Origin of the sequence: Wolbachia endosymbiont of Anurida maritima, assembly GCF_042182995.1 — a bacterium.
Classification (GTDB): domain Bacteria; phylum Pseudomonadota; class Alphaproteobacteria; order Rickettsiales; family Anaplasmataceae; genus Wolbachia.
Genome location: NZ_CP102058.1, coordinates 1331759 through 1354416 on the forward strand (window position 1 = coordinate 1331759; position 22658 = coordinate 1354416).

The following is a 22658-nucleotide window of genomic DNA, read 5'->3' on the forward strand; positions in this document are numbered from 1 at the left end:
ATGGGTAAGAAAATATGATGGNAAAATGTCAGAAGCATACGCATTTCCAGGCAAAGGTTCCNNTTATGACAAAGAAAGATTTGATCTTAGAACTTGTTTAAAATCTTGGATGGATGAGGTAAAATAGGCATAGATTTAAGAAAGAGGTGTATCTATGCGTAAAAATTATCCAAGTGATATAAGTCGAGAGCAATTTGAAAAAATCAGACCAATACTAGAGAGTAGCAGCAAGACCAAGAAAACTTGATTTATATGAAGTATTTTGTGCAGTCTTATACGTACTAAAAAGTTGTTGCCAAAGGATTTTCCAAAGTGGGAAAACATATATTACTATTTTCAAATCTGGAGTAAAAAAAATGGAGAAAAACCAAGTTTGCTGGTTAAAAAAAACTAGTTGGAGAGAATAATGGTAGGAAACAGTTTCTGTATAATTGATGCTCAAAGTGTTAAAAACACAGATACTGCTGAAGAAAAAGGCTATGATGCAGGTAAAAAGATTTCAGGGCCATATTGCAGTTGATACTCAAGCATGCGATTCATATAACAACCGCAGAAGCAACTAGTGCTATGGAAATGGTGGAAAAGGCTAAAGAAAACCTCTCTGAAGTTAAAAATATACTAGTTGATGCTGGCTACACAGGAGAAAATTTTGCAACACAAATAAAAGCAACGCTACCGTTGAAGTAATAAAACGAAGTGAATTACATACCTTTATTGTATTGCCAAAGAGATGGGTCGTTGAGCGCTCTTTTGCTTGGTTGGAAAAGTGTAGGCGGTTGTGGAAAAATTGCGAGCGTAAACTCAACACCAGCTTGCAAATGATTGTCCTTTCTTTCATTTCTCTCCTATTACGAAGATTTTAAACAGGTTCTAAGGAAGGTTGTTGGCAGCAATAATTGACCTATATTCACGTATGGTAGTTAATGAGTAGCTCAATAAATAAACAATTGGTTATTGACTCTTTATTGATGGCTGTTAATAAGCGAAAACCCGATAAAAATCTACTGTTACATAGCGATCAAGGGTCACAATATACTTCTCAAAATTACCAATTTCTATTGAATACAAAAAATATCATTTCCAGCATGAGCAGTAAGGGCTGTTGTTACGATAACTCTGTTGCAGAANNAAGTTCACTCAAAAGAGAGCTGCTTATCGATACTTCTNNCGCTCAACAAACTAGAACTGCTATATTTGAATACATAGAAATCTTTTATAACAAACAACGTAGACCTTCTACTATTAACTATTGCATTCCTGCACAATTTATTCTCATGATAAAAACGTCTTAACTTTCTCTCTACTTTTTCTGGGTAAGGTCATGTTATTTTAGGTAGTATACCTACATACTTATTTTGGTACTGCAGGTCCGCACTCATTTAACTTTTGTATACACGAGTTAAGTTACTTATTCGTTGAAGTTTTCCAATTTAAGCCATATTATTAACCTATTCAGATAGAAATTAGAAACTATTGTGTCAAACAAAATAGGTTTTTGGGCTATTTTTGCCTTAGTGATTAGTAGCCAAATTGGCTCTGGAATTTTTATGCTTCCAATTAGCCTTGCTCCATATGGCATTTATAGCCTCATAAGCTGGGTAATATCAGGGCTCGGTGCTATATCTTTTGCTTTGGTTTTTGCCTTACTCTGCGCAAAATTTCCAGAAACGGGTGGTCCTCACGTTTATGTAAAGCATGCTTTTGGCCCTGATGCAGCTTTCTTTGTTGGTTGGACGTATTGGGTGATTTCATGGGTTAGCACGACAGCAGTAATCGTTGCAAGTATTGGCTATCTTACTTCGCTTTTTCATGGAGATATTCAAAATATACGCTTATTTTTAGAAATACTATTATTTACGATCATTACACTAATAAATTTAAGAGGTGTCACTGCTGCTGGATGTGTTGAGCTTTTATTGATGACTGTCAAAATTACCGCACTGCTTGCTATACCAGTAACAGCGTTGTTTTTCTTTGATAGGAATAATTTTATCATAAGTGAGAAAATATCAACCCTAACGATGTCTCAAGTCCTTGCTCGCTCTACACTACTCACTCTATGGTGTTTTATTGGACTTGAATCAGCAACAGCACCTGCAGGATCAGTAAACGATCCAGCCAAGACTATACCAAGAGCCATAGTGCTTGGCACAATCTCTGTTGCAGTTATATATTTCATTAATAGCCTTGCAATCATGGGATTGATAAACGGCAATGATCTAGTTAATTCAAAAGCGCCGTATGTTGACGCAATAAAAATTATGTTTCCTGGTAATTGGCATTTGATCATTTCTATTGTTGCTTTTATTGTTTGTGTTGGCAGTTTAAATGCTTGGGTACTAGCTAGTGGACAAGTGGCCCTTGGCCTTGCAGAAGATAAACTGATGCCACAGTTCTTTGCTAAAAGAAACAAGCACGGTTCTCCTTTCTGGGGCATAACAATCAGCTCCGTTGGCACTTCAGTTCTACTAATTCTCACTTCAAGGAACAATTTTGCTGAACAGATCACATCAATTATTGACTTTTCTGTAGTTTCATTTTTATTTGTTTACCTTGCATGCAGTCTTGCTTTTCTCAAGGTTATTATAAAGGAGAAAAACTATTACAAATTTTTAATTGGCAGTATAGCAACAACCTTTTGCTGCTGGGTAATATTTGAAACTTCTGTGAATACCTTGCTGATCGCAAGCTTATTCACTGCAAGTGGCATACCCATTTATTTATTTTGGTATCGCAGAGTTTCTGTATAGCAAATGTTATAGCTAGAGATAATTTTTAAATGATTGATATTTATGAACCACGACTTTTCTTGTTGTCCACTTGTTCAACATTACCCTTCTCAAGTTTACTATCTACTCCTTTTGCATATTGATCATCTATACTAGTCTCATCTATCTTACTGGAGTAACCTGCTTGCGATTTTTTATATGCTTCCATTATAGGGTTACTGACGACTTCTACTTTTTCAGGTGTGAAAATCCTTGCTAAAAATCTCCCTATTATTGGTGTTGACCTTAAGAAATTTCTTAGCTTTGAAGCTTTGTTTGGGGACTGTTCGTCTATTTTAGGGGTTTTTACACCATACTTCTTATCATCAAAATTTATTACAGGCTTTCTTTTTTTNNTTAAAAGAACATTTTGAGCCTTTAATCCATTGGTTCTTTCAGGCTCTTGAGGTGTAGAAATTGCAGGTTTAACCTTAGTTTCATCGTATTCTTTACTCATCCTTCATTTTATTATGTAATATTACTAATATTGCATAATAATAGCTAAATTACAATTAATTGCAAGGTAAAAATATTAAAACAATTGTAAATTTTGTCAGTAAAAATATAATAGAACTTTAAAATGAGAGGTTTATCTATATGAGATACAAAATTGCTGTTATTGGAGCAACCGGAAGAGTAGGGCGTGAGATATTAAGCACGCTTGCTGAATTTCAAGATGAGGCAATAGATTCTGTTATTGCACTTGCATCGAAAAAATCAGAAGGAAAGAAGATGAGCTTTGGTGACAAAGAGTTAACAGTTTTATGCCTTGAGGATTATGACTTCGTTGGAACTAATGTAGCCATTTTCTGTGCTGGATATCATGTTTCTGAAAAGTATGTACCAATTGCAACACAGGCTGGATGCATCGTGATAGATAACAGTTCCCATTTTAGAATGAAAGAAGGTGTGCCACTCATTATTCCGGAGATTAATAAAGAAAAAATTATGGAATATAAAAACCACAACATAATATCCAACCCAAACTGTACTACAATACAGATGCTGCTAGTACTACATCTATTACACCAGAAAGCAAAAATAAAGAGAATCGTTGCTTCAACTTATCAATCAACTTCTGGCGCAGGCAAAGCAGCAATGGATGAGCTCTATGACCAGACAAAAAAAATCTTCATGAATGAGACTAAAAAGCCCGAGATATTCCCCAAGCAAATAGCGTTTAATTGCATTCCCCATGTAGGGAAATTCATGGAGAATGGTTCTACAGAAGAGGAATGGAAAATGCAAGAGGAGACAAAAAAAATTTTAGAGGAAGATATAAAAGTTACTGCAACTTGTGTAAGAGTACCCGTCTTTATCGGTCACGCTATGGCAGTAAATGTAGAATTTGATCAACATATCACTGAAGAACAAGCTCGTGAAGTGCTGAGTGAAGCCGAAGAGAGTGGAGTTTTAGTGTACGATAGGCGTGAAGATGGTGAATACATAACTCAAATTGATGTTGTACAGGAGAATGCTGTATATGTCTCGCGTATTAGAAGAGACAATACTGTTGAGCATGGATTAAATATGTGGATAGTGGCTGATAACCTGCGCAAAGGCGCAGCATTAAATATAGTGCAGATTCTTGAGATTTTAATAAGAGAGTATTAAGTGCATATAGAGTGCACGTACGTTGTAATTCGGAGGAAATTTGTATATCACATGATGTCATTCCAGCGCGTAACGCTAGGCCATAAAAAATTGCTTTACAAGCTTCGCCAGCCCCTGTATGGTCCCAAAGTGTGATGGTATGGATTTAGTATAAATAATTCAGGAGCACTNNGTAAACATATAAATTCAAAAGGTGTAAGAGTTTTGAGTCTTTTAGCATAATANNTAACAAAGTCATAAAGATGTTCTTTGAGTTGCTGATGAGATTTGTAGTAATACTTCTTAACTGTAGCATTCTTTAGTGTTTTGTTCATACGTTCAACTTGCCCATTTGTCCAAGGATGGCTAATTTTAGTCAGACGATGTTCAATACTATTCTCTTCACAAACTCTATCAAATATGTGTTGAAAAGCGCGCTTATGGCACTTGAGGTTGGTAAACTGTATGCCGTTGTCTGTCAAAACAGTGTGGATTTTATACGGTAAAATTTTAATCAAATTACGAANAAACTCAGCAGCTATGGGTTTTGTAGCACTTTTATGCAACTCAACATAGGTAAATTTNNGATCTATTGCAACAAATAGATGTAATTTTCCTTCCTCTGTTCTGACTTCTGCAATATCAATATGNNCTATAGGATATTGTTTGAATTTCTTTTTNNTTGGTTCATCAACATCTGGTAGTCTGCTAATGGTATTCCTCTGTAAACAACGATGTAAGCTAGAGCGAGTTAAATGTGGAATTGTAGACTGCAAGGCATAAAGGCAATCGTCTAATGGTAGCAGCGTATGCTTGCGAAATGCGATGATTACAGCTTCCTCTTCTAGAGTTAAGACAGTCGATCTCGGATGCTTTGGACCCATATCTGCATCTTTGGTAAATGAGCGTTTTCTCCATTTAACAATAGTTTTTGGATTAAGNNGTTTAGAGAGTTTTGCTATGCTCTCTTTACTATCTTGTATTGCTCTACGAATTGCCTCTGTTATTCTGGCGCACCCATGTAACCATAATTCCTTCTTTGATGGTATTTTTTTCTCATATTTTATTATACCATCACACTCCGGGACCATACATCTAGGTAAGGTCAATAGAAAACTTGTATAGATTTTTTCTACTTCTGTGATATCATAAGCCTGTAATGATAAAATAAGCAAATATGGATAAGTCAGCGTATGAGATCATAGAACATGAGTATGATGTGGTAGTAGTAGGTGCAGGTGGAGCAGGGCTCAGAGCAACGCTTGGGATGGCTACAACTAATTTTTCAGTTTCCTGCATTTCTAAAATTTTCCCTACACGAAGTCATACAGTTGCGGCACAAGGTGGAATTAGTGCAGCTTTAGGTAATATCGGTGAAGACGATTGGCGCTGGCATGCATACGACACAATAAAAGGTTCAGACTGGCTTGGTGATCAAGATGCAGTAGAATATATGTGTAAAAACGCTGCTAAAGCTGTTATTGAACTTGAAAATTTTGGCGTACCTTTTTCTCGTACAGAAGATGGCAAAATATACCAGCGTTCCTTTGGTGGAATGACAACTCACTTTGGTAAAGGAAAATCAGCTCAACGCACTTGTGCAGCGGCAGATAAAACTGGGCACGCAATCCTTCACACTCTATATCAGCAGTGTCTTAAATTCAACGCTGAATTTTTTGTTGAATACTTTGTGATTGATTTAATTATAGATAGCGAAACATGCTGCGGAGTTCTTGCTTGGTCGCTATGCGACGGCACATTACATAAATTTCGCGCACACTCGGTGGTGCTAGCAACAGGTGGTTATGGACGTGTTTATTTCTCTGCAACAAGTGCACACACCTGCACAGGTGATGGTAACGGCATGGTAGTAAGAGCTGGATTACCGCTTGAAGATATGGAATTTGTGCAATTTCATCCGACAGGAATATATGGCTCAGGGTGCTTGATGACAGAAGGGTGCCGTGGTGAAGGGGGATATCTCGTTAATTCTCAGGGCGAAAAGTTTATGGAACGTTACGCACCAAAAGCAAAAGATTTAGCTTCTCGTGATGTAGTAAGTCGTGCAATAACGATTGAAATTAGAGAGGGAAGGGGTGTTGGACCGAAAAAAGATCACATGTATTTAACTATAGCGCATCTTGATCCGGAAGTAATAAAACTCAGATTGCCAGGCATTAGCGAAACCGCAAGAACTTTTGCTGGAGTTGATGTCACTAAAGATCCAATACCGGTCATTCCGACTGTTCACTACAATATGGGCGGCATTCCAACCAATTATCATGGAGAAGTGATCACGCTGAAGCAAGGTAAGGAAGAAGTGGTAGATGGACTATTTGCAATTGGAGAAGCCGCATGTGTCTCTGTGCACGGTGCAAATCGACTTGGCTCTAACTCGCTTCTTGATCTTGTGGTTTTTGGTAGAGCTGCGGCGCTCAGAGCAAAAGAGAAACTAAAGCCCAATACACCACATAAAAAATTACACTCAGACTGTACAGATTGGATAATAGATAGGTTTAATAAAATGCGATTTGCTTCTGGAAAGCTCAAAGTAGCAAAAATACGCAGTGAAATGCAGAACACTATGCAAAAATACGCATCAGTATTTCGTGTTGCTGAAGTTCTAGAAGAAGGTAAAAAAGCTATAAAAAAAGTAGCAAAAATGATGCCTGATATTTCACTTGAGGATCGCAGTATGATATGGAACAGTGATTTGGTTGAAGCGCTGGAGCTTGCTAATATGATCCCACAGGCGGTTATTACCATGGAATGCGCAGCAAATCGAGAGGAGAGTAGAGGTGCCCATGCTCGTGAAGATTTCCCTGAGCGTGATGACAAAAATTGGATGAAGCACACTATAGCGTGGCTTGAAGAAAAGAAAGGGCAGATCAATGTAAAAATTGATTACAAGAAAGTTGCTGAAAAAACTCTGAGCGATGAGATTGATTTCATAGCTCCAGAAAAGAGGGTTTATTAGTCAGCCGTATCTGTTCAGGCAATGGCGTCAACTTAAGGAAAAATATCGGTGATAGTGTATAAAATTTCTCTCTAAAATTTTTACCATTAAATTACCCAAAAGCTGCAATAAATAGCACTTTTGTTGCTGTTTTATTTCAACAAAGAAGTCTAAAATGTGTCCTTAAGTTGACGCCATTGTCTGTTCAGGATAGCGGCAAGACCATAGAGTAAAAGTGAGTTTACAACAAATGGTGTCATCCAAGTAGCTGACATTGGGATGGCTTTGTTGCATCGCTCTTCGGATAGTAGGTAACGCACAATAAATTTATGAAGCTATCTCAAATTTAGCCATGCCTATTTCAGTAAATTTGTTAAGCAAATAACATTTGAGTAGCAGTTCCCTCTCACGATTAATTTCAGATTTGTTCCTAAAACTAAACCCAAATATTCGCTTCAACCTTGAGAAAAATCTTTCAATGTACGATCTTTTTCCGTAATTTACTTCTTCTTTCCATCTTTTTATACCATTCTCACCATGTAATTTCATTAACTGAATAGCGGCATTTCTATCAAGCATATAATCCAATTTTAGATGCTCTGCTGCGTTGTTTTTCGGAGGAATTTTCGTCTTTATGCCGCATTCATCACACAATTTATAGAGTTTATGTCTGTCATATGCCCTATCTGCATATAGTGCTTTTATGGCATATTTAACATCAGATTTCCCCAATGCTCCATAGTGATCAGCCATTACTGTATTTTGTAGCTATGACTTGTTTGCTCAACATTATGTGCAATTTTCTTACTTGTGTATAGCTGCGATACTCTCTATCTTTGCTATTTTCTTTGCTGTGTGTTGTTGTATATACTAATTCCTGTACTGCCTATGGCAATTTCGATATCTTCCATGTTATTTTCTGCAATCATTGATCTTAATATCAAGTTTCTTTTGATGCTTGTGAATAGCTGATAACCTGCAAATTTTTCCTATCTGTTCAATGTATCCCTCTAAAAATCCCACTCAAACCTATTCTGAATAGATGGGTTGTTATATGTATCAAAATCACCACTTTATTGCTGTAAATATTGTTGCCACCCTGCATTTTGGCCCAATTTTATACAAATTTTCTATGGCTTCGTTGATATAATGAAAAATATTTCCTCTTTTTTCTAGAAATTTGTTATATTCGCTATGGTTACAGACTCTCATTTTTTGTGGCATATTTATCATTAAATCGTCATTTTATAATGAATTTATCAGTAATCACTAGTTTTTCTGCTGCTATGCAACAAAGCTATTCCAGCGTCACGCGCTGGAATGACAATGGTGTATGGTGAGTGATAGTGAATGAAATTAAGTAAACATGAAAGGCCTATATATTAAAACTTACGGCTGTCAGATCAAGTCTAAACTATTACAAAGACTCAAAACTCTTACACCTTTTGAATTTATATGTTTACAGTGCTTCTGAATTATTTATACTAAATCCATATCATCACACTTTGGAACCATACACCTAGCAGCCATTTACAAGTCTTGTCATTTCATGCCCNNCCCTTTTTGCATTAATTGTGTAGCATCTTTTGATATTAACAAGTCCNNTATAATAGTGCAGCACTGCCTTACGTATTGCCAATCCGGATTCTACTTGCCGTAAAATAACACAATCTGCTACATCACTGCTAATCTCAATCTCTCTATTTATTGGCCCTGGGTGCATAACAATCGCATTTGGTTTTGCGTATGATAGCTTTTGTGAATCAAGTCCATACAAATAAAAATATTCTTTCTCTGAAGGAACAAAACAACTATTATTCATGCGCTCTCTCTGCAGCCTTAAAAGCATAATTACGTCAGCATCTTTTATACCTTCAATTAATGAATAATGGACTGAATCTACTTCAGGAAAATGCTTACAAATCAAAGTTGGTGGTGCGACCAAGCTTATCTCTGCTCCAAACATTTTTAGCAACCTTATATTTGACCTTGCAACTCTGCTGTGCAGAATATCTCCACATATCACAACTTTGAGATCCTTTATTTGCTTTTTATGACTGCTGATTACAAGATAATCTGCAAGAGCTTGAGTTGGGTGTTCACTGCTTCCATCGCCTGCGTTGATTAGCGAGCAGCTAACATTCTTAGCCAGCATATTAACAGTACCGCTATTTTTTTGCCTGATTACCATGTAATCAGGATTCATTGCATTTAATGTTTTGATCATGTCTTTTAGATCTTCTCCCTTGTTAATAGAAGAAGATCTTATTGGCAAAGTTACAACATTTGCTCCAAGGCTTTTTGCTGCTATTTCAAAAGACGCAAGTGTACGCGTTGAATCTTCAAAGAATAAATTTATTACTGTCTTATTTTCCAAGATATGACCATTTGCAACTTCTTTTTTNNGGTACTGGCTAGCCAACTTAGTTATATTTTCAACGTCATCGACTGTGAGGTCTGAGATGTTTAACAAATTCCTTCTGTTATTCATAATTTCCTTTTAACATGCAATTGTTGTCCAACTACTTGAACCAATTCTACTTTCTTATTATCGTTTTTCAATAGACCTCTTGTGCAGCAATTGTTTTGTTGGAAGAACGGAAAAAGATAGTAAAGTCAAAATTAAGTTAGAAGGAAGAAAAAGTTCAGCGAGTTAAGAGTAAGGTACATTAGCATAAATCTTTCATCCCAGTGTTTAGTGGCACTGGGAATTACTTCCATTTACACTCGTCCGCTATCATAACAGCCTCAAGGAGGTGTTTTTCAAGTTCACTTAGAGGCAAATCACTTTGTAAATAATTTCCCCAAGATTTTAATATATCAGAAGTTTCAACACCTTCAATAATAGGATATTCTTGGTTTTTCTTAGCATATAACTCCTGAGCCTGTTTACTTACTAAAAATTCCAATAAGGCTATAGCATTTTCCCTATTTTTTGCGTTTTTTGTTACTGCTGCACCACTAACATTTACCATTACACCGTAATCATTGTGATTAGGAAAAAAAACTCCTAGCTTGTCTGCAACATTCTTTTTATTTTCTGATGAAAGGATTCTCGCAAAGTAATAACTATTTACTATTGCAACATCTCCCTCACCAGCTGCTACGGCGTAAATTTGGTCTGTGTCACCACCACTTGGTTTTCTTGCCATATTGCTCACAATTCCGCTTACCCATTCTTTCGTCTTTTCAAAACCATTATTTGCAATCATAAAAGCAATTAACGATCGGTTGTATGGACTTGTGGAAGAACGCACTAATATTTTCCCTTTCCATTTTTCACTTGCCAGGTCTTCATAAGTACTTAAGTCTTGAGAGTCTACTGATTCTTTATTATAAACCAATATCCTAGTTCTTTTTGTAAGGCCAAACCAATAATCTTCACTGTCTCTAAATTTTGCAGGTATAGCACTTTTCAAAGCCTCTGAATCCACTTGAGACAAAAGCCCCCTTTTTTTTGCTAAAATTAGGTTCACTGCGTCTACAGTTAAAAATAAATCAGCTTCACCACCGTTTTCTATTCGTGAAAGTAGCTGAGAATAATCATCAATGATGTAACGTACTTTAATGCCTGTATTTTTCGTGAATTCATCAAACAAAGTACGTACTAATTCCTCTTTACGTGATGAATAAACATTTACCACTTGTGAGTCATTAGTTCCGTCGTTTCTGTATAAATAAGTAATAACTATCAATATAATTGCTATTAAGGATGTGAATATAAAGGCTTTTTTCATATTGGATAAAAAATAACTTCTTTCAGTTAAAGGTACTCAAATAGCGCAATCTTAGCAAGTATAAAATTCGTTAGATAAGTCATGAGAGCTACAAAAACTTCCTTGATAAACTCCGCCAGCCCCTTATCATGAGACTGATTTTTTATGTACAGTCTCAGAGTGTGATGGTATGATATATGAAAAGTTACCATCAAAGGAGGAATTATGGTTACACGGGTGCGCCAGAACGACAGGTAACCGTTCACGGATCTCTTAACACTAAGCAGGAGTAGCAACTAAACTCTGTAATTTTTGAAAGGGGTTCTGGCCATTGAGACGTGATGTCAAAAATATCGACAACATTCTTTCCACGAACCTTTCTCCACGTTCTGACAAGGTGAAAAAGCTGTTTTTACGATAGATTACGTAGCGTCTAATTTGCCGTTCTGCAAGGTTGTTTGTNNTGACTTCAGGTTTTCTCAAAAACTTCCACATCATATCCTCAGACCTTAACATCTTAGCGGCCATTCTCGAAGCTTGAGTACCATTTACAATATTGCATTTATTGAGCACCTATGCAAAGAATGTGCTGAGTGCAGCAATGATGTTATTAATTATCTTGACCATAAATCTAAAAACAACGAATTTGATGAAATATATGAATCAATTCTAGTTGCATTGTCTAATGTCGAAAACACAAACACAAACGCTATAGCCAAGGTGCTTTTTTACACTGAAAAAATCTATCAAAACGCATCACATAATGAGCAAGTAATTAGGCAGTGTCGACATTAATAAAAAATGAGTTATAATAGTGTTTTTTGAGAGGTAAAAGTGCTATATGACTTAAAAGATGAACAATGGGAAAGGATAAAAAACAGCTTACCAGGGAAAGAAGGAGACAGAGGTAGAAGTGCACAAGACAACAGGAAATTCATAGCTGCAATAATGTGGATAGGACGTACTGGAGCGCCATGGAGAGCGTTACCAGCTAGATACGGAAAATGGTCTAATGTGCACAAAAGATTCATGAGATGGGCGAAAGCAGGGGTTTGGCAGATGATTTTTAATACTTTAGCAGTAAATCAAGACACGGAATGGCTGATGATAGACTCGACAATAATTAGAGCGCATCAACATGCTGCTGGTGCACAAAAAAATGTAGAAACTGGTAAGCAAGAGCAGGAATTGGGACGATCTAAAGGAGGATTTTCGAGCAAATTACACGCTGCTTGTGATGCGCTAGGTAACCCACTGAGATTTTTTGTTACTGCTGGTCAAAGATCAGATTATGTAAAGGCTTTAGATCTGATAAATGATAAGAAAATGGAAGCACTTATTGCAGATAAAGGATATGATGCAGATTATATGATTGAAGCAGCACAAGCCATAAATGCTGAACCTGTTATTCCACCGCGCTCCAATAGAAAAACGTCACGAGAATATGATAAAGAGCTATATAAAGAAAGAAATTTAATAGAAAGGATGTTCAACAAAATCAAGAATTTTCGTAGAGTTGCTACTCGTTATGACAAATTGGCAATAACCTTTTTGTCTTTTGTTCATATTGCTGCTATTTATCTTTGGTTGAAATAAATGTCGACACTACCTAGGGCAGGTCATACAGAATATACTGAGAAATGCAACACACTACTCAACAGGCCAAGAAGATTACTCCTTAGTCAAGGAAGTATGTTACTTATTCACAGAAATTGATGCAATTAACATAATTTTTCAAGAGGAGTGTAAGATTTTTAAATCTAGTATAGAAAAGCGCATAGAAGATCTGGAAAAGGAAAACAAATTATTGCAATCTGAAGCTTTACGTGAATATAACAGCCGTCTTCCAGGTATTGTAAATGGATTAGTTCAGACTGCTTGCATAGTGTATGATGAATACACTAAAGATCCAAAAGACAATAAACGTCAAAAGAATATTGATCTAATATTCAGTTTAATGCAAATTAGAAATATTCTGCAATTTTCTATTGATGTGCAAGAATATCCCTGTCATAAACGTCAAGATTTGTGGGATGAAATGTACCAAACTCCTGGAACTTTTATAATACGAAAAAGAAGTAATAACGTTGCAGATGAATTAGCAATTCCAGTTATAACAAGTGACATTCTATCAGAAAATCCAGAATTTGAAAGTGCTGGCAGTAAGCAGACAGAAAAAAAATGTTCTTGCCGGAGAGGAAGAAAATGCTATCTTAAATAATACAGGGGTTTCAATAACGGGGCCCATAAGTAATAATTTTGAGGGGGGTAAAAATAGTAAGAAGAAACGCCAAGAGAGAATAAAACAATCTAAAGAAGAAAAAAAGAAAAATGAACAAAAAAAAGAAGAGCAATTTAGGGAAACATATATTGGTAACAATAATAGTTCACAGGTAACTACTGAAGAGGATGATAAGAACGATGCTACCGCACCATTAGTTGATATTGGTAAGAAAGAGCAAACTCCTGTTCAGCCTGCTGGATATGTACCAGAAAAAAGTACAGATAATATTCAAACTGATATCAAATCACCAATAAATGGTAATAGTGATGATGAACAATCAGGAGTTCCTAAGATTCTAGTCCCAGAACAAAAAAGTGATACTAAAACCAATGGCAAGCTGCCTAATAATCCAGGAAATGGAAGTATTACTGCAACAAAAAATACGCAAAAGAGTAAGTGGCCTACCGTAGCTATATGGACGTTCGCAGTAGCTGGAATACTTGCGGGGGCTGCTGCATCGGCTGCATATTTTGCTTTTAGTGTTAGCTTGCTGACAACAGGAATAATAGCAGGTGTTGGAGTTTGTTGTTTAGTTGCTGCTTTAATCATATATTGCTGTAACAGACCTTCAAATTCACTTGAGGGTAGTAATGTTGAACCTGTAGCTAACGGAGAGCTAACAGTAAGTTGAAGAATAAATATTGTAGTTTACCATTTAATAATTTATTATAATTATATTAATTATTAGCGAATAAAAACTTGGTAAACTACGAAGAAATATTCTTAAATAAAATCAAAGATATAAAAGAGGAAGGGCGATATCGTGAATTTACGCACTTTGCGTCATTGCCAGGTAGGCTCCCTCACATTATGGACTACGAAAGAAATAGAGAAGTAATAGTCTGGTGCAGTAATAATTATCTGGGAATGTCGCAGAATGAGAGTGTTATTGCTGCTATTCAAAATTCATCAATTGGTGCGGGGGGAACAAGAAATATATCTGGTACAACAAAAGAGGTTGTCGAACTTGAAAAATCCTTAGCTTGTTTGCATAAAAAAGAGGCTGCTTTAACTTTTGCTTGTGGCTATCTCGCTAACCAGACAACACTTAGCACTTTATCGTCTGTTATTCCAGGCGTGGTAATTTTTTCAGATGAGAAAAATCATTCTTCAATGATAGAAGGCATAAAATCAGGCAAAAGACCAAAATATATATTTAGACATAATGATGTTGATCACTTAGAGCAGTTGTTAAAGTCCGTAGATACAAAAACACCAAAGATAATAGCACTTGAATCCGTATATTCAATGGACGGTGACATAGCGCCGCTTGAAGCGATATGTGATCTAGCAGATCAGTATAATGCAATTACCTATTTGGATGAGGTGCACGCAGTTGGCATGTATGGTTCACATGGTGGCGGAATTGCAGAAAGAGAAGGCCTGATGGATAGAATAACCGTTATTCAAGGTACACTATCGAAGGCTTTTGGAGTTATGGGTGGGTATATCGCGTCTTCAAAGAGCTTGGTAGATGTAATAAGAAGTTCCGCTCCAGGATTTATTTTCACCACTGCTATGTCGCCTGTTTTAGCAGCGGCAGCAAAGGCAAGCGTTGAGCACCTAAAATCGAGCAACATTGAAAGGGAAAAGCAAAAGCAAGTCGTTGAAAAAGTAAAAAACTCACTGAGAAATGCAGGAATTAATTTCATTCCAACAGAAACTCATATAATTCCAATAATAATTGGCGACCCAGAGTTATCCAAAAAAGCATCAAAATTATTATTTGATGAGCATAGAATATACGTTCAACATATAAATTATCCAACGGTGCCAAGAGGAACTGAGCGTTTCCGTATTACCCCTACACCTTATCATACCGATGAAATGATAGAACATTTAACAGAATCTCTTGTAAAAGTTTTTGAGAAGATCAATATCTCCTTGGAGATATTTGACCAGGGATGTAACTGAGGGATCATGGGCTATACTTCCGGGACTTTCCTCCATAGTATCATTCAAATCATTTTCTAGAGTTTTCGTAATATGAAGAGCAATAGGAAGCTGTTCGTCATCAGTATTAATCATTTCACAATCTAAATCCAGTAACTCCTCTTCATCATCACTAGTGTCACTCAAGTTACCTGCTACTTTATTTTGAAATTCAGAACCTAAGGTTAGAGACTGTTTTTCATGGTTAATATCCATTTCTTTCCGGCCTAAATCTCGTATTTTTCCTTTAGCTTCTTCAATCAATTCAATAATTTTTTCTATATTCTTACACTTTTGTAAGGAATCTCTTACCTCGCGTGCAAGCTTGGAAATAGAGCTTCCTTTTTTAACAAAATATGAATATCTACCATTATCATCATAATTATCACCATCATAATTATCATCTTCCGCAAAGCAATTGTCTTTAAGCTTCTCCTTAACTAAGCTCGGTTCATTTTCTAATATAAATTTTACCACATCTAAATTTGCATATTCAATAGCCTTAACTAAGTACTTAAACTTTTCTTCTTTGTCAAGCTTTCCAAGCTTTTCTAAAATGCGTAATAACTTTATGGAATTAAAACTACTATCTCCAATCATAGACAAAGTATTTACCTCTGAACTGTGCTGAATTAAAACCTTAATCATATTACGATTATTCTTATTTGCCCCCTTAATGCTATATTCTAATAATTGATTTAGTGCATGTTTATTGTCTTTTTTCCATTTATCTTCCATATTGTCCAAAATGTATTGCATTGTATCTACTCTGTTTTCTTTAATAACCCATTGCAAAAGCGATTCTGTTGATTCCTTTTCTGACTTCAACCCTGGAATTAAACTATTTATTTTATTGAACATATCATATTCACTAGCACGCACACAGATAAGTATAGAATGGTTAGCATTAGGGCTTCTGGAATAGGAATTAACAGGTTTCAATATTTTCAGTACATCCTCTAAGGTCTTTTCCTCTACTTCTTCTGTCTTTAATTTTATACGTATTACCTCCTGAACCAGCCTATGAATGTTTGATAAATCAACTTTGCTTCCTTGATTAATCATTGAATAGTTTCTAAGCAGATTTATAGCACCTGTTACTTTATTATTTTCTTCTACTAACCTTGAGAACATTGAATTCTGAATATTATCAGGTACAAGATAAGCCATAACGCTTAGAATTCTTATAGCTTCTTTACCATATTTCGTATCACTTGCTATTTTATCAAGCGTAACTTTCCATGTTGTCATGACCGTTTTCATATATGGGTCATTATTGTTTTTATGAAGGTCATAACTTAATAATTCTTCTGCTTCTTTATAAGATTTATCATATTCCTTCAAGTAATCTTGAATTCCAAAATTTGACTTCAAAATCCTTTGCTGCTTAATATAAGCAACTGCTTGTTGTAATGCTAGTGGAAAGCCTTGAAGTTTATTATGTAACTTCTTGATATGATCAACATCTAATGCTATGCTTTCTAACCCTTTTAATAGCTCATTTAGCTTACAGTTTAAGTCAGGCATTACTACAAACCCTTCTTCTGTTTCTTCTTCTTGATCCTTTGGTGGAATAAGCTCCTCCAGTACTTCCCTACAAAGAGCTATTCTCTGAATGTTCTCCTCATTGATACTTGTATCCTCTTTTGTTAATTCTTCTCTTGGTTTTGATACAAGAAGTCGGGATTCATATTTTTTTATCTGTGCAATTATGAAATTTTTCAGTTCTTCTTTACTCAAAACATCTTGTACACCGTGTTCCATTATGAGATCTTCCGTTTCTTCAAGACTAAAAACATCTAATGCAATCTTACATGCTACATCCTCCCAATTCTGATATCTGGAAGTTATTAGAATATACGGCTTGTTACCTACAAGTGGTTTTGGTAAAAATTCCTCGATCTTTTCAGAATTTTCAACGTTATCAAAAATAAATAAACTCTTCTTGTCTTTAAAATGCTTATATATTTCCTGTGCTATCTCATTATCTGCTTTATCGCGACCATTAATATCTTTTGTCTTGATATTTATCTCTGGACAACCTGCTAATCCTCTAAACGAAGAAGATGGGTCCTCAGCATTTATCCAAATTACATTATTATCATAATTTTTAGCGTATTGTTTGACATACATTAAGGCTAATTGTGTCTTGCCCATTCCCCCTAGACCGTTAATAGAAGAAATATTTTCACTTAAGTTTAAACTTGCCATAGATTGAGTTATTGCTGCAACATTACAGGATTTGTTTGATGGTTCTGGTGCACTGTCGAATGATTGATGTATTTTTTCCAACTCTGTTTTTCTTCCAGTAAAGGTTTTGATTGCCTTTGGTAAGTTATAGATAAAACCACCATGAACAGTTTCCCCTGTTTCGTTCTTCTCTTTCTGCCTGAATATACTACAAAATATGGGCAACAAAGATAATACCGGATAGCTTTTTGCAACCTCTTGGAGTGCAGTTTGAGAACCTTTGGATATAGCATCCAATACAGTAGCCAACAGCTCATCTAACGGATCTCGCTTCAATTTCTTTTTTGGTGGTTCACGTTTACCATTCTTATACATTCACCCTCCTATCACTAAAACACAATCACACATAGACCTATTTATTATTGTTGCACCTGAACTTATCTACTCTACTTTTAGGAATCATTACTCCCACCTATTACATGAGACTTTTATTCTATTATAAACATATCATCATGTCAATATCGGAATGATCACTTTTATGTGATTTTTATAACTGGATGTCAGTGTCAAATGATACCGTTTATTATTTCTGAATGAATCTTATTGTATATCTCCAGCAATGATTAGCCCCTTATCCTCCATTAGCCTGCCACCGCTTTCTTGCAGAAAAAGTCTACCGAGCGAAGTTTTGTATTTGTTAATTCCAGAGTAAACTATTCCTCTGTGCCTTCCTGCTGCAAGGTACGCAAAGCCTAAAATTGTTGAACCGATGGAGCGTACATTACTACTGCCAGGCAGCAATTTATTTAACAAATTACCACTTACATCTATTAGACCCCCTTCACGGCTTTTCACTCGCATTTTTACATGACGAGATCTAAAATCCTCAAGAAAAGCACCTTTTTTTTCTTCTGCCCAAAAAGTTTCTCTAAGAGCCGGAGCATCAATTACAGCTGCCACAACTTTATTTTTATGAATGAGACAGACTGATACTGCAAAATAAACCATGCAACTAGAGAAGTTCTCCCTGCCCTCTATAGGCATAATAAACCAGGTATAAGTGTCATCTTTTACTTCTTGATCAGTATCATCTTCAAAAATAAAACCATAGTCTTGTTTGTAATCGTGCAAGCAATCGTATATGGTTTGCTTGGATTTTGAATAAGTTTTATTAATAAAGTCTGCTGATTTAACATTAGAAATTTGCAATTCATTAAAATCGCGCATAAGCTGCCTGGAAGCACTACGCACAGAATCAAGCATCACATTAATTCGTGGTGATGAGATGGACATTCTTCTTTTTACTCTTTCACTCTTTCATAATAGCTGTCATCTGGAGTATATACTACAATTTTATCCTCTTCTTTTATAAACTGAGGCACGTTAACGCGCATTCCGTTTTCCAAAATTGCAGGCTTATAAGAAGCAGTAGCAGTTTGTCCTTTAATAACAGCCTCTGTTTCTTTCACAGCAATTGTAACATAATCAGGCACATGCGCAGAAATTATTTTGTCTTGATAAGCTACAACTTTAATTTTCATGTTATCCTGTAAATAAATTTTTTNTTCTCCCAATAAGTCCAAATTTATAGTGATTTGCTCGTAATTACTTGGATGCATAAGATTTACAATGTTTCCTTCAGTGAAAAGGTAAACATATTCCTCTTCATCTAAAATTGCCCTTCTGATTGTTGCATCAGAACGAAATCTTTCATAGTGTTTTGCTCCGGTCTTAATATTTTTCATTTCAGCTTGTATGTATGCACCACCTTTACCAGGTTGAGTATGCATAATACCTACAACCAAAAATAATCCGCCGTTCTGTTCCAACACCTGACCTGGTCTGATATCGTTAGCTCTTTCTGCCATAATTACATTTTCAGTTTGATCTTACAATTATAAATAGCTTTATATAAATATCAAAGTCTTTATTAGTCAATAAATTCTGGCATATTTAATACTATACACCTCCCCTTTATATTTATATGTGAAAATATCTCTTTAGTGAAAGATAGCATAATGCGTTTTTTTGTGCTGATAACTAAAATTTCTAATATATCCCCTGAGCCGAAATTATACACAGATTTTACATAGCCATATAATTCATTACTTTTCAGCCTTACTTCCATATCTACAAGGTCACTTTGGTAAAATTCATCCTCATCATTTAGCTCTGGTAACTTGCTTCTTTCTATATATAGCTTCTTATTCCTTAAAAGCTCTGCTTCATTACGGGAATTTACTCCGCTTATTGTAGCTATTACTAAATTATCACCTATGACGGATACTGAGTCTATTTTATAATTCTCATCACCACTGATTAGCTCACCATATAAGGAGATATTTTCAGGCTTTTCAGTAAAGGTTTTTACTTTAACAGCTCCTTTAATTCCGTGAGGAGAGGTAATAATTCCTAAGCATACCAGATTGTCGTTCATATTAATGCAAGTATCTAATCAGAAGATTTCTCAGATAAATATTGAGTCAAAATCTCGATGCCTTCATCAATCTCTTTTTCAGTGATAATGAGTGGAGATAAAATTCTCACAACGTTATCTGATGTTACCCCAACAGTCAGCAAGCCGCGGTGACTTAATTCTTCTGCGAACTTTTTATTGTTTGCTTTCACCTTTATTCCAAGCATTAACCCTTTCCCTCTCACTTCTTCTATTATTGAAAATTTACTTGCTAAGTTTTCTAGTTTATTTTTTAAGTATTTACCTCTAATTTCAACATTTTTCAAAAAGCCGGGGCTGAGCAATTCTTCGAGCACAGCATTACCTACTGAGGTTGCAAGCGGATTGCCACCAAAAGTGGAACCGTGCATACCAACTGCCATATATTTAGCAGCCTTTTCAGTTGCAAGACAAGCCCCCAGCGGAAACCCTCCTCCTATTCCCTTTGCAAGAGCACATATATCAGGTTCCACTCCTATATGTTCGTATGCGAATAATTTTCCTGTCCTACCAGCACCGCATTGTACGCAATCAAAAAATAACAATATGTCATTTTCATCACACAGCTTTCTTAGCTCTTTCATAAAGACTTCATTCATTACTTTGATACCACCTTGCCCTTGTATTGGTTCTATTAATATAACGCCTATACCACTTGAAATTGCTTTCTTTACGCTCTCAATATTGGGCTCGATATTATCACACCAATCAATGTAGGGATTTAGTAATTCAGAAAATTTCTGTTTATCGTTTGTAGCACAAGTTAAAAAAGTTCTTCCATGAAATGCACCATGGAATGTTAAAATTCTGTGACGGGTTTTATTGCCTTTTCCGTTTTGATAGATCCTAGCAATCTTAAGCCCACATTCTACTGCCTCTGATCCAGAATTTGAGAAAAATACAGTGTCAGCGAAACTGTTGTTTATTAATTTCTCTGCAAAATTATTGGCAGCAGGTATATTATATGTATTTGATATATGCCATAATTTTTCTCCTTGCAATTTTAGAGCACTAATTAATCGCGAATTGGCGTGACCTAAGCTACTAACAGCTATTCCAGAGTGAAAATCTATGTAGCGCTTACCGTCAATATCATACAAGTAAATACCTTTACCATAAGAAAAATTTATGTTAACAGGAGAATAAACTGGCAAAATAGGAGAAATTGTCATAAAATATTATATGCTAAATTTTATTATTAATAACATAAAAACCGTTGTTTCACAATAAGAAGGATATGTATAAGCTAATGTTTTCTGCACTGGGGAAAAACAAATACACAAAAGTTATTGCCTTATTCTCATCGATTTTTATGATTTTATTCAGTGTGATATATTGTAATTATTTACTAAGGAGTAATTTTCTTTCTTCTTACCGTGATTCAAGTGTAAACTTAAAAAGTGTACTGGAAAATGGCATAATAAAAAAATACCATTATTTACTAATAGAAAAGCATCACATTAAATACAACAGTTTCGATTATATAAACCAATTGGTAAAACTGCGTGCTGAATTATTACAATCAGTTAGCGAAGTAAAGGATTTCAGCTTAATGCTGTATGATCAAAACGGCAGAATGATATTCAGTAACTTTAACACTCAAGATCATGATTATGAACAGTTACTTACAAATGATGAAATTGACAAACTACTAAACAACCAAGAAATATTTTATACTACAGCAAATACGTTAACTTCTATTTTCCCTGTATTTCATGAAAATAGCGCTAAACCGTCATTTTTTTTGAAGATTCTTCGAAACTACAATAATTCTTATGTTATAGCATATGGCCTGTTTTTAACATTTTTAGGCTTATTATTAGTAATTTTAATATTAACAATGGTCTATTTGCACTTTTCTAATACCCAAATGCTAGCCAAGCAACATAAAACTAACATTGAATTACAGCAGATAAAAGAGGCATTAGAGCAAGAAAATGCAAATAAGCTAAAATTTTTTGCAAGCGTTACACATGAATTACGCACACCTCTTAATGCTATTATTGGATTTGCGGAGTTGATCAAAAATGAAACTTTAGGTTCAATGGACAACTCTCAATACAAGGAGTATGCAGACGATATATATAATGCAGGGACGCATTTACTTGCTTTAATTAACGATGTGCTCGATTTTTCTAAAGCTGAATCAAGTAGTTTAACAGTAGAAAAAGTGAAGTTTAACCTGAACAAAATAATGGATTCATGCGTAAATATGCTATTACCTAAATTAAAAGAAACCGGAATTAATTTAAAAAAAGAGATACCTAACAAACAATTATTAGTTATTGCAGATCCTAAGAGAATGAAACAAGTTATAATAAATTTATTATCAAACTCAATCAAATTTACCCCCAAAGATGGTTTAATAAGAATGGTGATTAAAGAGAATATAGAAAAAAACTTATTAACTATTGAGTTTCATGACAATGGAATAGGAATAATGCAGCAGGACATATATAAAGTTATGTCTGTTTTTGGCCAAGCAGATTCGGGGTATAGAAACGAAGGTACGGGCATCGGATTACCGCTAAGCAAGAAATTAGTAGAGTTAATGGGTGGAACTTTCGACATTAAAAGTGAAGCAAAACTTGGTACTACGATAACGTTAAACTTCTTTTATGAAGAGCAAACATGTGAAGATTCGATTGATTTTTAATAGGACCTATTTGATATGGCCTTGAAAACCACACTTTATCAAAAGTAGCAAGCCGAGAAGATAGGTAGAAACTTATCAACAAGCTTTCATCAAGAATCTTATCTGTGT

At 35.3% G+C, this 22658-nt stretch carries 20 protein-coding genes and 1 pseudogene; 10 read left to right on the top strand and 11 right to left on the bottom strand.

Translation table 11 applies throughout. The features are described 5' to 3' along the window. The first annotated feature begins 154 nt into the window (after positions 1 to 154). The 3 genes and pseudogenes from NOX90_RS07130 (at position 155) to NOX90_RS07140 (ending at position 2750) form a co-directional block, all read left to right on the top strand. A pseudogene (locus NOX90_RS07130) lies at positions 155 to 863 on the top strand (IS5 family transposase). Between the two features lie 60 nt (positions 864 to 923). Next, entirely contained in the window at positions 924 to 1292 is a 369-nt protein-coding gene (locus tag NOX90_RS07135; protein ID WP_375604058.1) for a DDE-type integrase/transposase/recombinase, read from the top strand. 183 nt (positions 1293 to 1475) lie between these two features. After that, positions 1476 to 2750, top strand: a complete 1275-nt coding sequence (locus NOX90_RS07140; RefSeq protein ID WP_375604059.1) for an APC family permease — start codon at positions 1476 to 1478, stop codon at positions 2748 to 2750. Between the two features lie 40 nt (positions 2751 to 2790). On the opposite strand, the gene NOX90_RS07145 is transcribed toward NOX90_RS07140, so the two are convergent. Then, positions 2791 to 3225 (bottom strand): hypothetical protein, encoded by a 435-nt coding sequence (locus tag NOX90_RS07145; RefSeq protein ID WP_375604060.1) that lies wholly within the window; start codon positions 3223 to 3225, stop codon positions 2791 to 2793. Positions 3226 to 3365: 140 nt separating this feature from the next. Between NOX90_RS07145 and NOX90_RS07150 the strand changes: the two genes are divergently transcribed. After that, positions 3366 to 4382 carry an aspartate-semialdehyde dehydrogenase gene (locus NOX90_RS07150; RefSeq protein WP_375604061.1) on the top strand — a complete coding sequence of 339 codons (1017 nt, stop codon included), beginning with the start codon at positions 3366 to 3368 and terminating at the stop codon, positions 4380 to 4382. Between the two features lie 95 nt (positions 4383 to 4477). Here NOX90_RS07150 and NOX90_RS07155 read toward each other — a convergent pair whose 3' ends face one another. After that, on the bottom strand, positions 4478 to 5452 hold the full coding sequence (locus NOX90_RS07155; RefSeq protein WP_375604062.1) for an integrase core domain-containing protein: 975 nt from the start codon (positions 5450 to 5452) through the stop codon (positions 4478 to 4480). Between the two features lie 86 nt (positions 5453 to 5538). On the opposite strand from NOX90_RS07155, the gene sdhA reads away from it, so the two are divergent. Continuing rightward, the gene (gene sdhA / locus NOX90_RS07160; RefSeq protein ID WP_375604063.1) at positions 5539 to 7338 is read left to right on the top strand and encodes a succinate dehydrogenase flavoprotein subunit; all 1800 of its coding nucleotides are present in this window, start codon (positions 5539 to 5541) and stop codon (positions 7336 to 7338) included. 306 nt (positions 7339 to 7644) lie between these two features. Here the strand turns inward: sdhA and NOX90_RS07165 are convergent, their stop codons facing one another. From NOX90_RS07165 to NOX90_RS07180, 4 genes are all read right to left on the bottom strand, one after another. Further along, positions 7645 to 8070 (bottom strand): transposase, encoded by a 426-nt coding sequence (locus tag NOX90_RS07165; protein WP_375604064.1) that lies wholly within the window; start codon positions 8068 to 8070, stop codon positions 7645 to 7647. A gap of 766 nt (positions 8071 to 8836) precedes the next feature. Beyond that, positions 8837 to 9808: an aspartate carbamoyltransferase catalytic subunit gene (locus NOX90_RS07170; RefSeq protein WP_375604065.1), complete on the bottom strand. Its 972-nt coding sequence runs from the start codon at positions 9806 to 9808 to the stop codon at positions 8837 to 8839. A 220-nt stretch (positions 9809 to 10028) separates the two neighbouring features. Beyond that, positions 10029 to 11054 (bottom strand): extracellular solute-binding protein, encoded by a 1026-nt coding sequence (locus NOX90_RS07175; RefSeq protein ID WP_375604066.1) that lies wholly within the window; start codon positions 11052 to 11054, stop codon positions 10029 to 10031. Between the two features lie 258 nt (positions 11055 to 11312). Continuing rightward, on the bottom strand, positions 11313 to 11606 hold the full coding sequence (locus NOX90_RS07180; RefSeq protein WP_410543687.1) for an IS66 family transposase: 294 nt from the start codon (positions 11604 to 11606) through the stop codon (positions 11313 to 11315). Between the two features lie 261 nt (positions 11607 to 11867). On the opposite strand from NOX90_RS07180, the gene NOX90_RS07185 reads away from it, so the two are divergent. The 4 genes from NOX90_RS07185 (at position 11868) to hemA (ending at position 15231) form a co-directional block, all read left to right on the top strand. Continuing rightward, positions 11868 to 12629 carry an IS5 family transposase gene (locus NOX90_RS07185; protein WP_375604067.1) on the top strand — a complete coding sequence of 254 codons (762 nt, stop codon included), beginning with the start codon at positions 11868 to 11870 and terminating at the stop codon, positions 12627 to 12629. Positions 12630 to 12840: 211 nt separating this feature from the next. Continuing rightward, complete coding sequence (locus NOX90_RS07190) at positions 12841 to 13254, top strand: hypothetical protein (RefSeq protein WP_375604068.1); 414 nt, start codon at positions 12841 to 12843, stop codon at positions 13252 to 13254. Continuing rightward, complete coding sequence (locus NOX90_RS07195; protein WP_375604069.1) at positions 13187 to 13948, top strand: hypothetical protein; 762 nt, start codon at positions 13187 to 13189, stop codon at positions 13946 to 13948. The genes NOX90_RS07190 and NOX90_RS07195 overlap by 68 nt, the downstream gene beginning before the upstream one ends. Before the next feature lie 68 nt (positions 13949 to 14016). Further along, positions 14017 to 15231, top strand: a complete 1215-nt coding sequence (gene hemA / locus NOX90_RS07200) for a 5-aminolevulinate synthase (protein ID WP_375604070.1) — start codon at positions 14017 to 14019, stop codon at positions 15229 to 15231. Here hemA and NOX90_RS07205 read toward each other — a convergent pair. The 5 genes from NOX90_RS07205 to NOX90_RS07225 form a co-directional block, all read right to left on the bottom strand. Continuing rightward, positions 15157 to 17814 carry an NB-ARC domain-containing protein gene (locus NOX90_RS07205; RefSeq protein ID WP_375604071.1) on the bottom strand — a complete coding sequence of 886 codons (2658 nt, stop codon included), beginning with the start codon at positions 17812 to 17814 and terminating at the stop codon, positions 15157 to 15159. The two genes, hemA and NOX90_RS07205, sit on opposite strands and share 75 nt — an antisense overlap. A 225-nt stretch (positions 17815 to 18039) precedes the next feature. Continuing rightward, positions 18040 to 18732: an inositol monophosphatase family protein gene (locus NOX90_RS07210; RefSeq protein ID WP_375604072.1), complete on the bottom strand. Its 693-nt coding sequence runs from the start codon at positions 18730 to 18732 to the stop codon at positions 18040 to 18042. 8 nt (positions 18733 to 18740) lie between these two features. Beyond that, positions 18741 to 19307 (bottom strand): elongation factor P, encoded by a 567-nt coding sequence (gene efp / locus NOX90_RS07215; protein ID WP_375604073.1) that lies wholly within the window; start codon positions 19305 to 19307, stop codon positions 18741 to 18743. A 62-nt stretch (positions 19308 to 19369) separates the two neighbouring features. Beyond that, positions 19370 to 19876 carry a ribosome maturation factor RimM gene (rimM, locus tag NOX90_RS07220; RefSeq protein ID WP_265027267.1) on the bottom strand — a complete coding sequence of 169 codons (507 nt, stop codon included), beginning with the start codon at positions 19874 to 19876 and terminating at the stop codon, positions 19370 to 19372. A 14-nt stretch (positions 19877 to 19890) separates the two neighbouring features. Continuing rightward, complete coding sequence (locus tag NOX90_RS07225) at positions 19891 to 21066, bottom strand: aspartate aminotransferase family protein (RefSeq protein WP_375604074.1); 1176 nt, start codon at positions 21064 to 21066, stop codon at positions 19891 to 19893. 65 nt (positions 21067 to 21131) lie between these two features. On the opposite strand from NOX90_RS07225, the gene NOX90_RS07230 reads away from it, so the two are divergent. Continuing rightward, positions 21132 to 22550: a sensor histidine kinase gene (locus tag NOX90_RS07230; protein ID WP_375604075.1), complete on the top strand. Its 1419-nt coding sequence runs from the start codon at positions 21132 to 21134 to the stop codon at positions 22548 to 22550. The last annotated feature ends 108 nt before the right edge of the window (positions 22551 to 22658 follow it).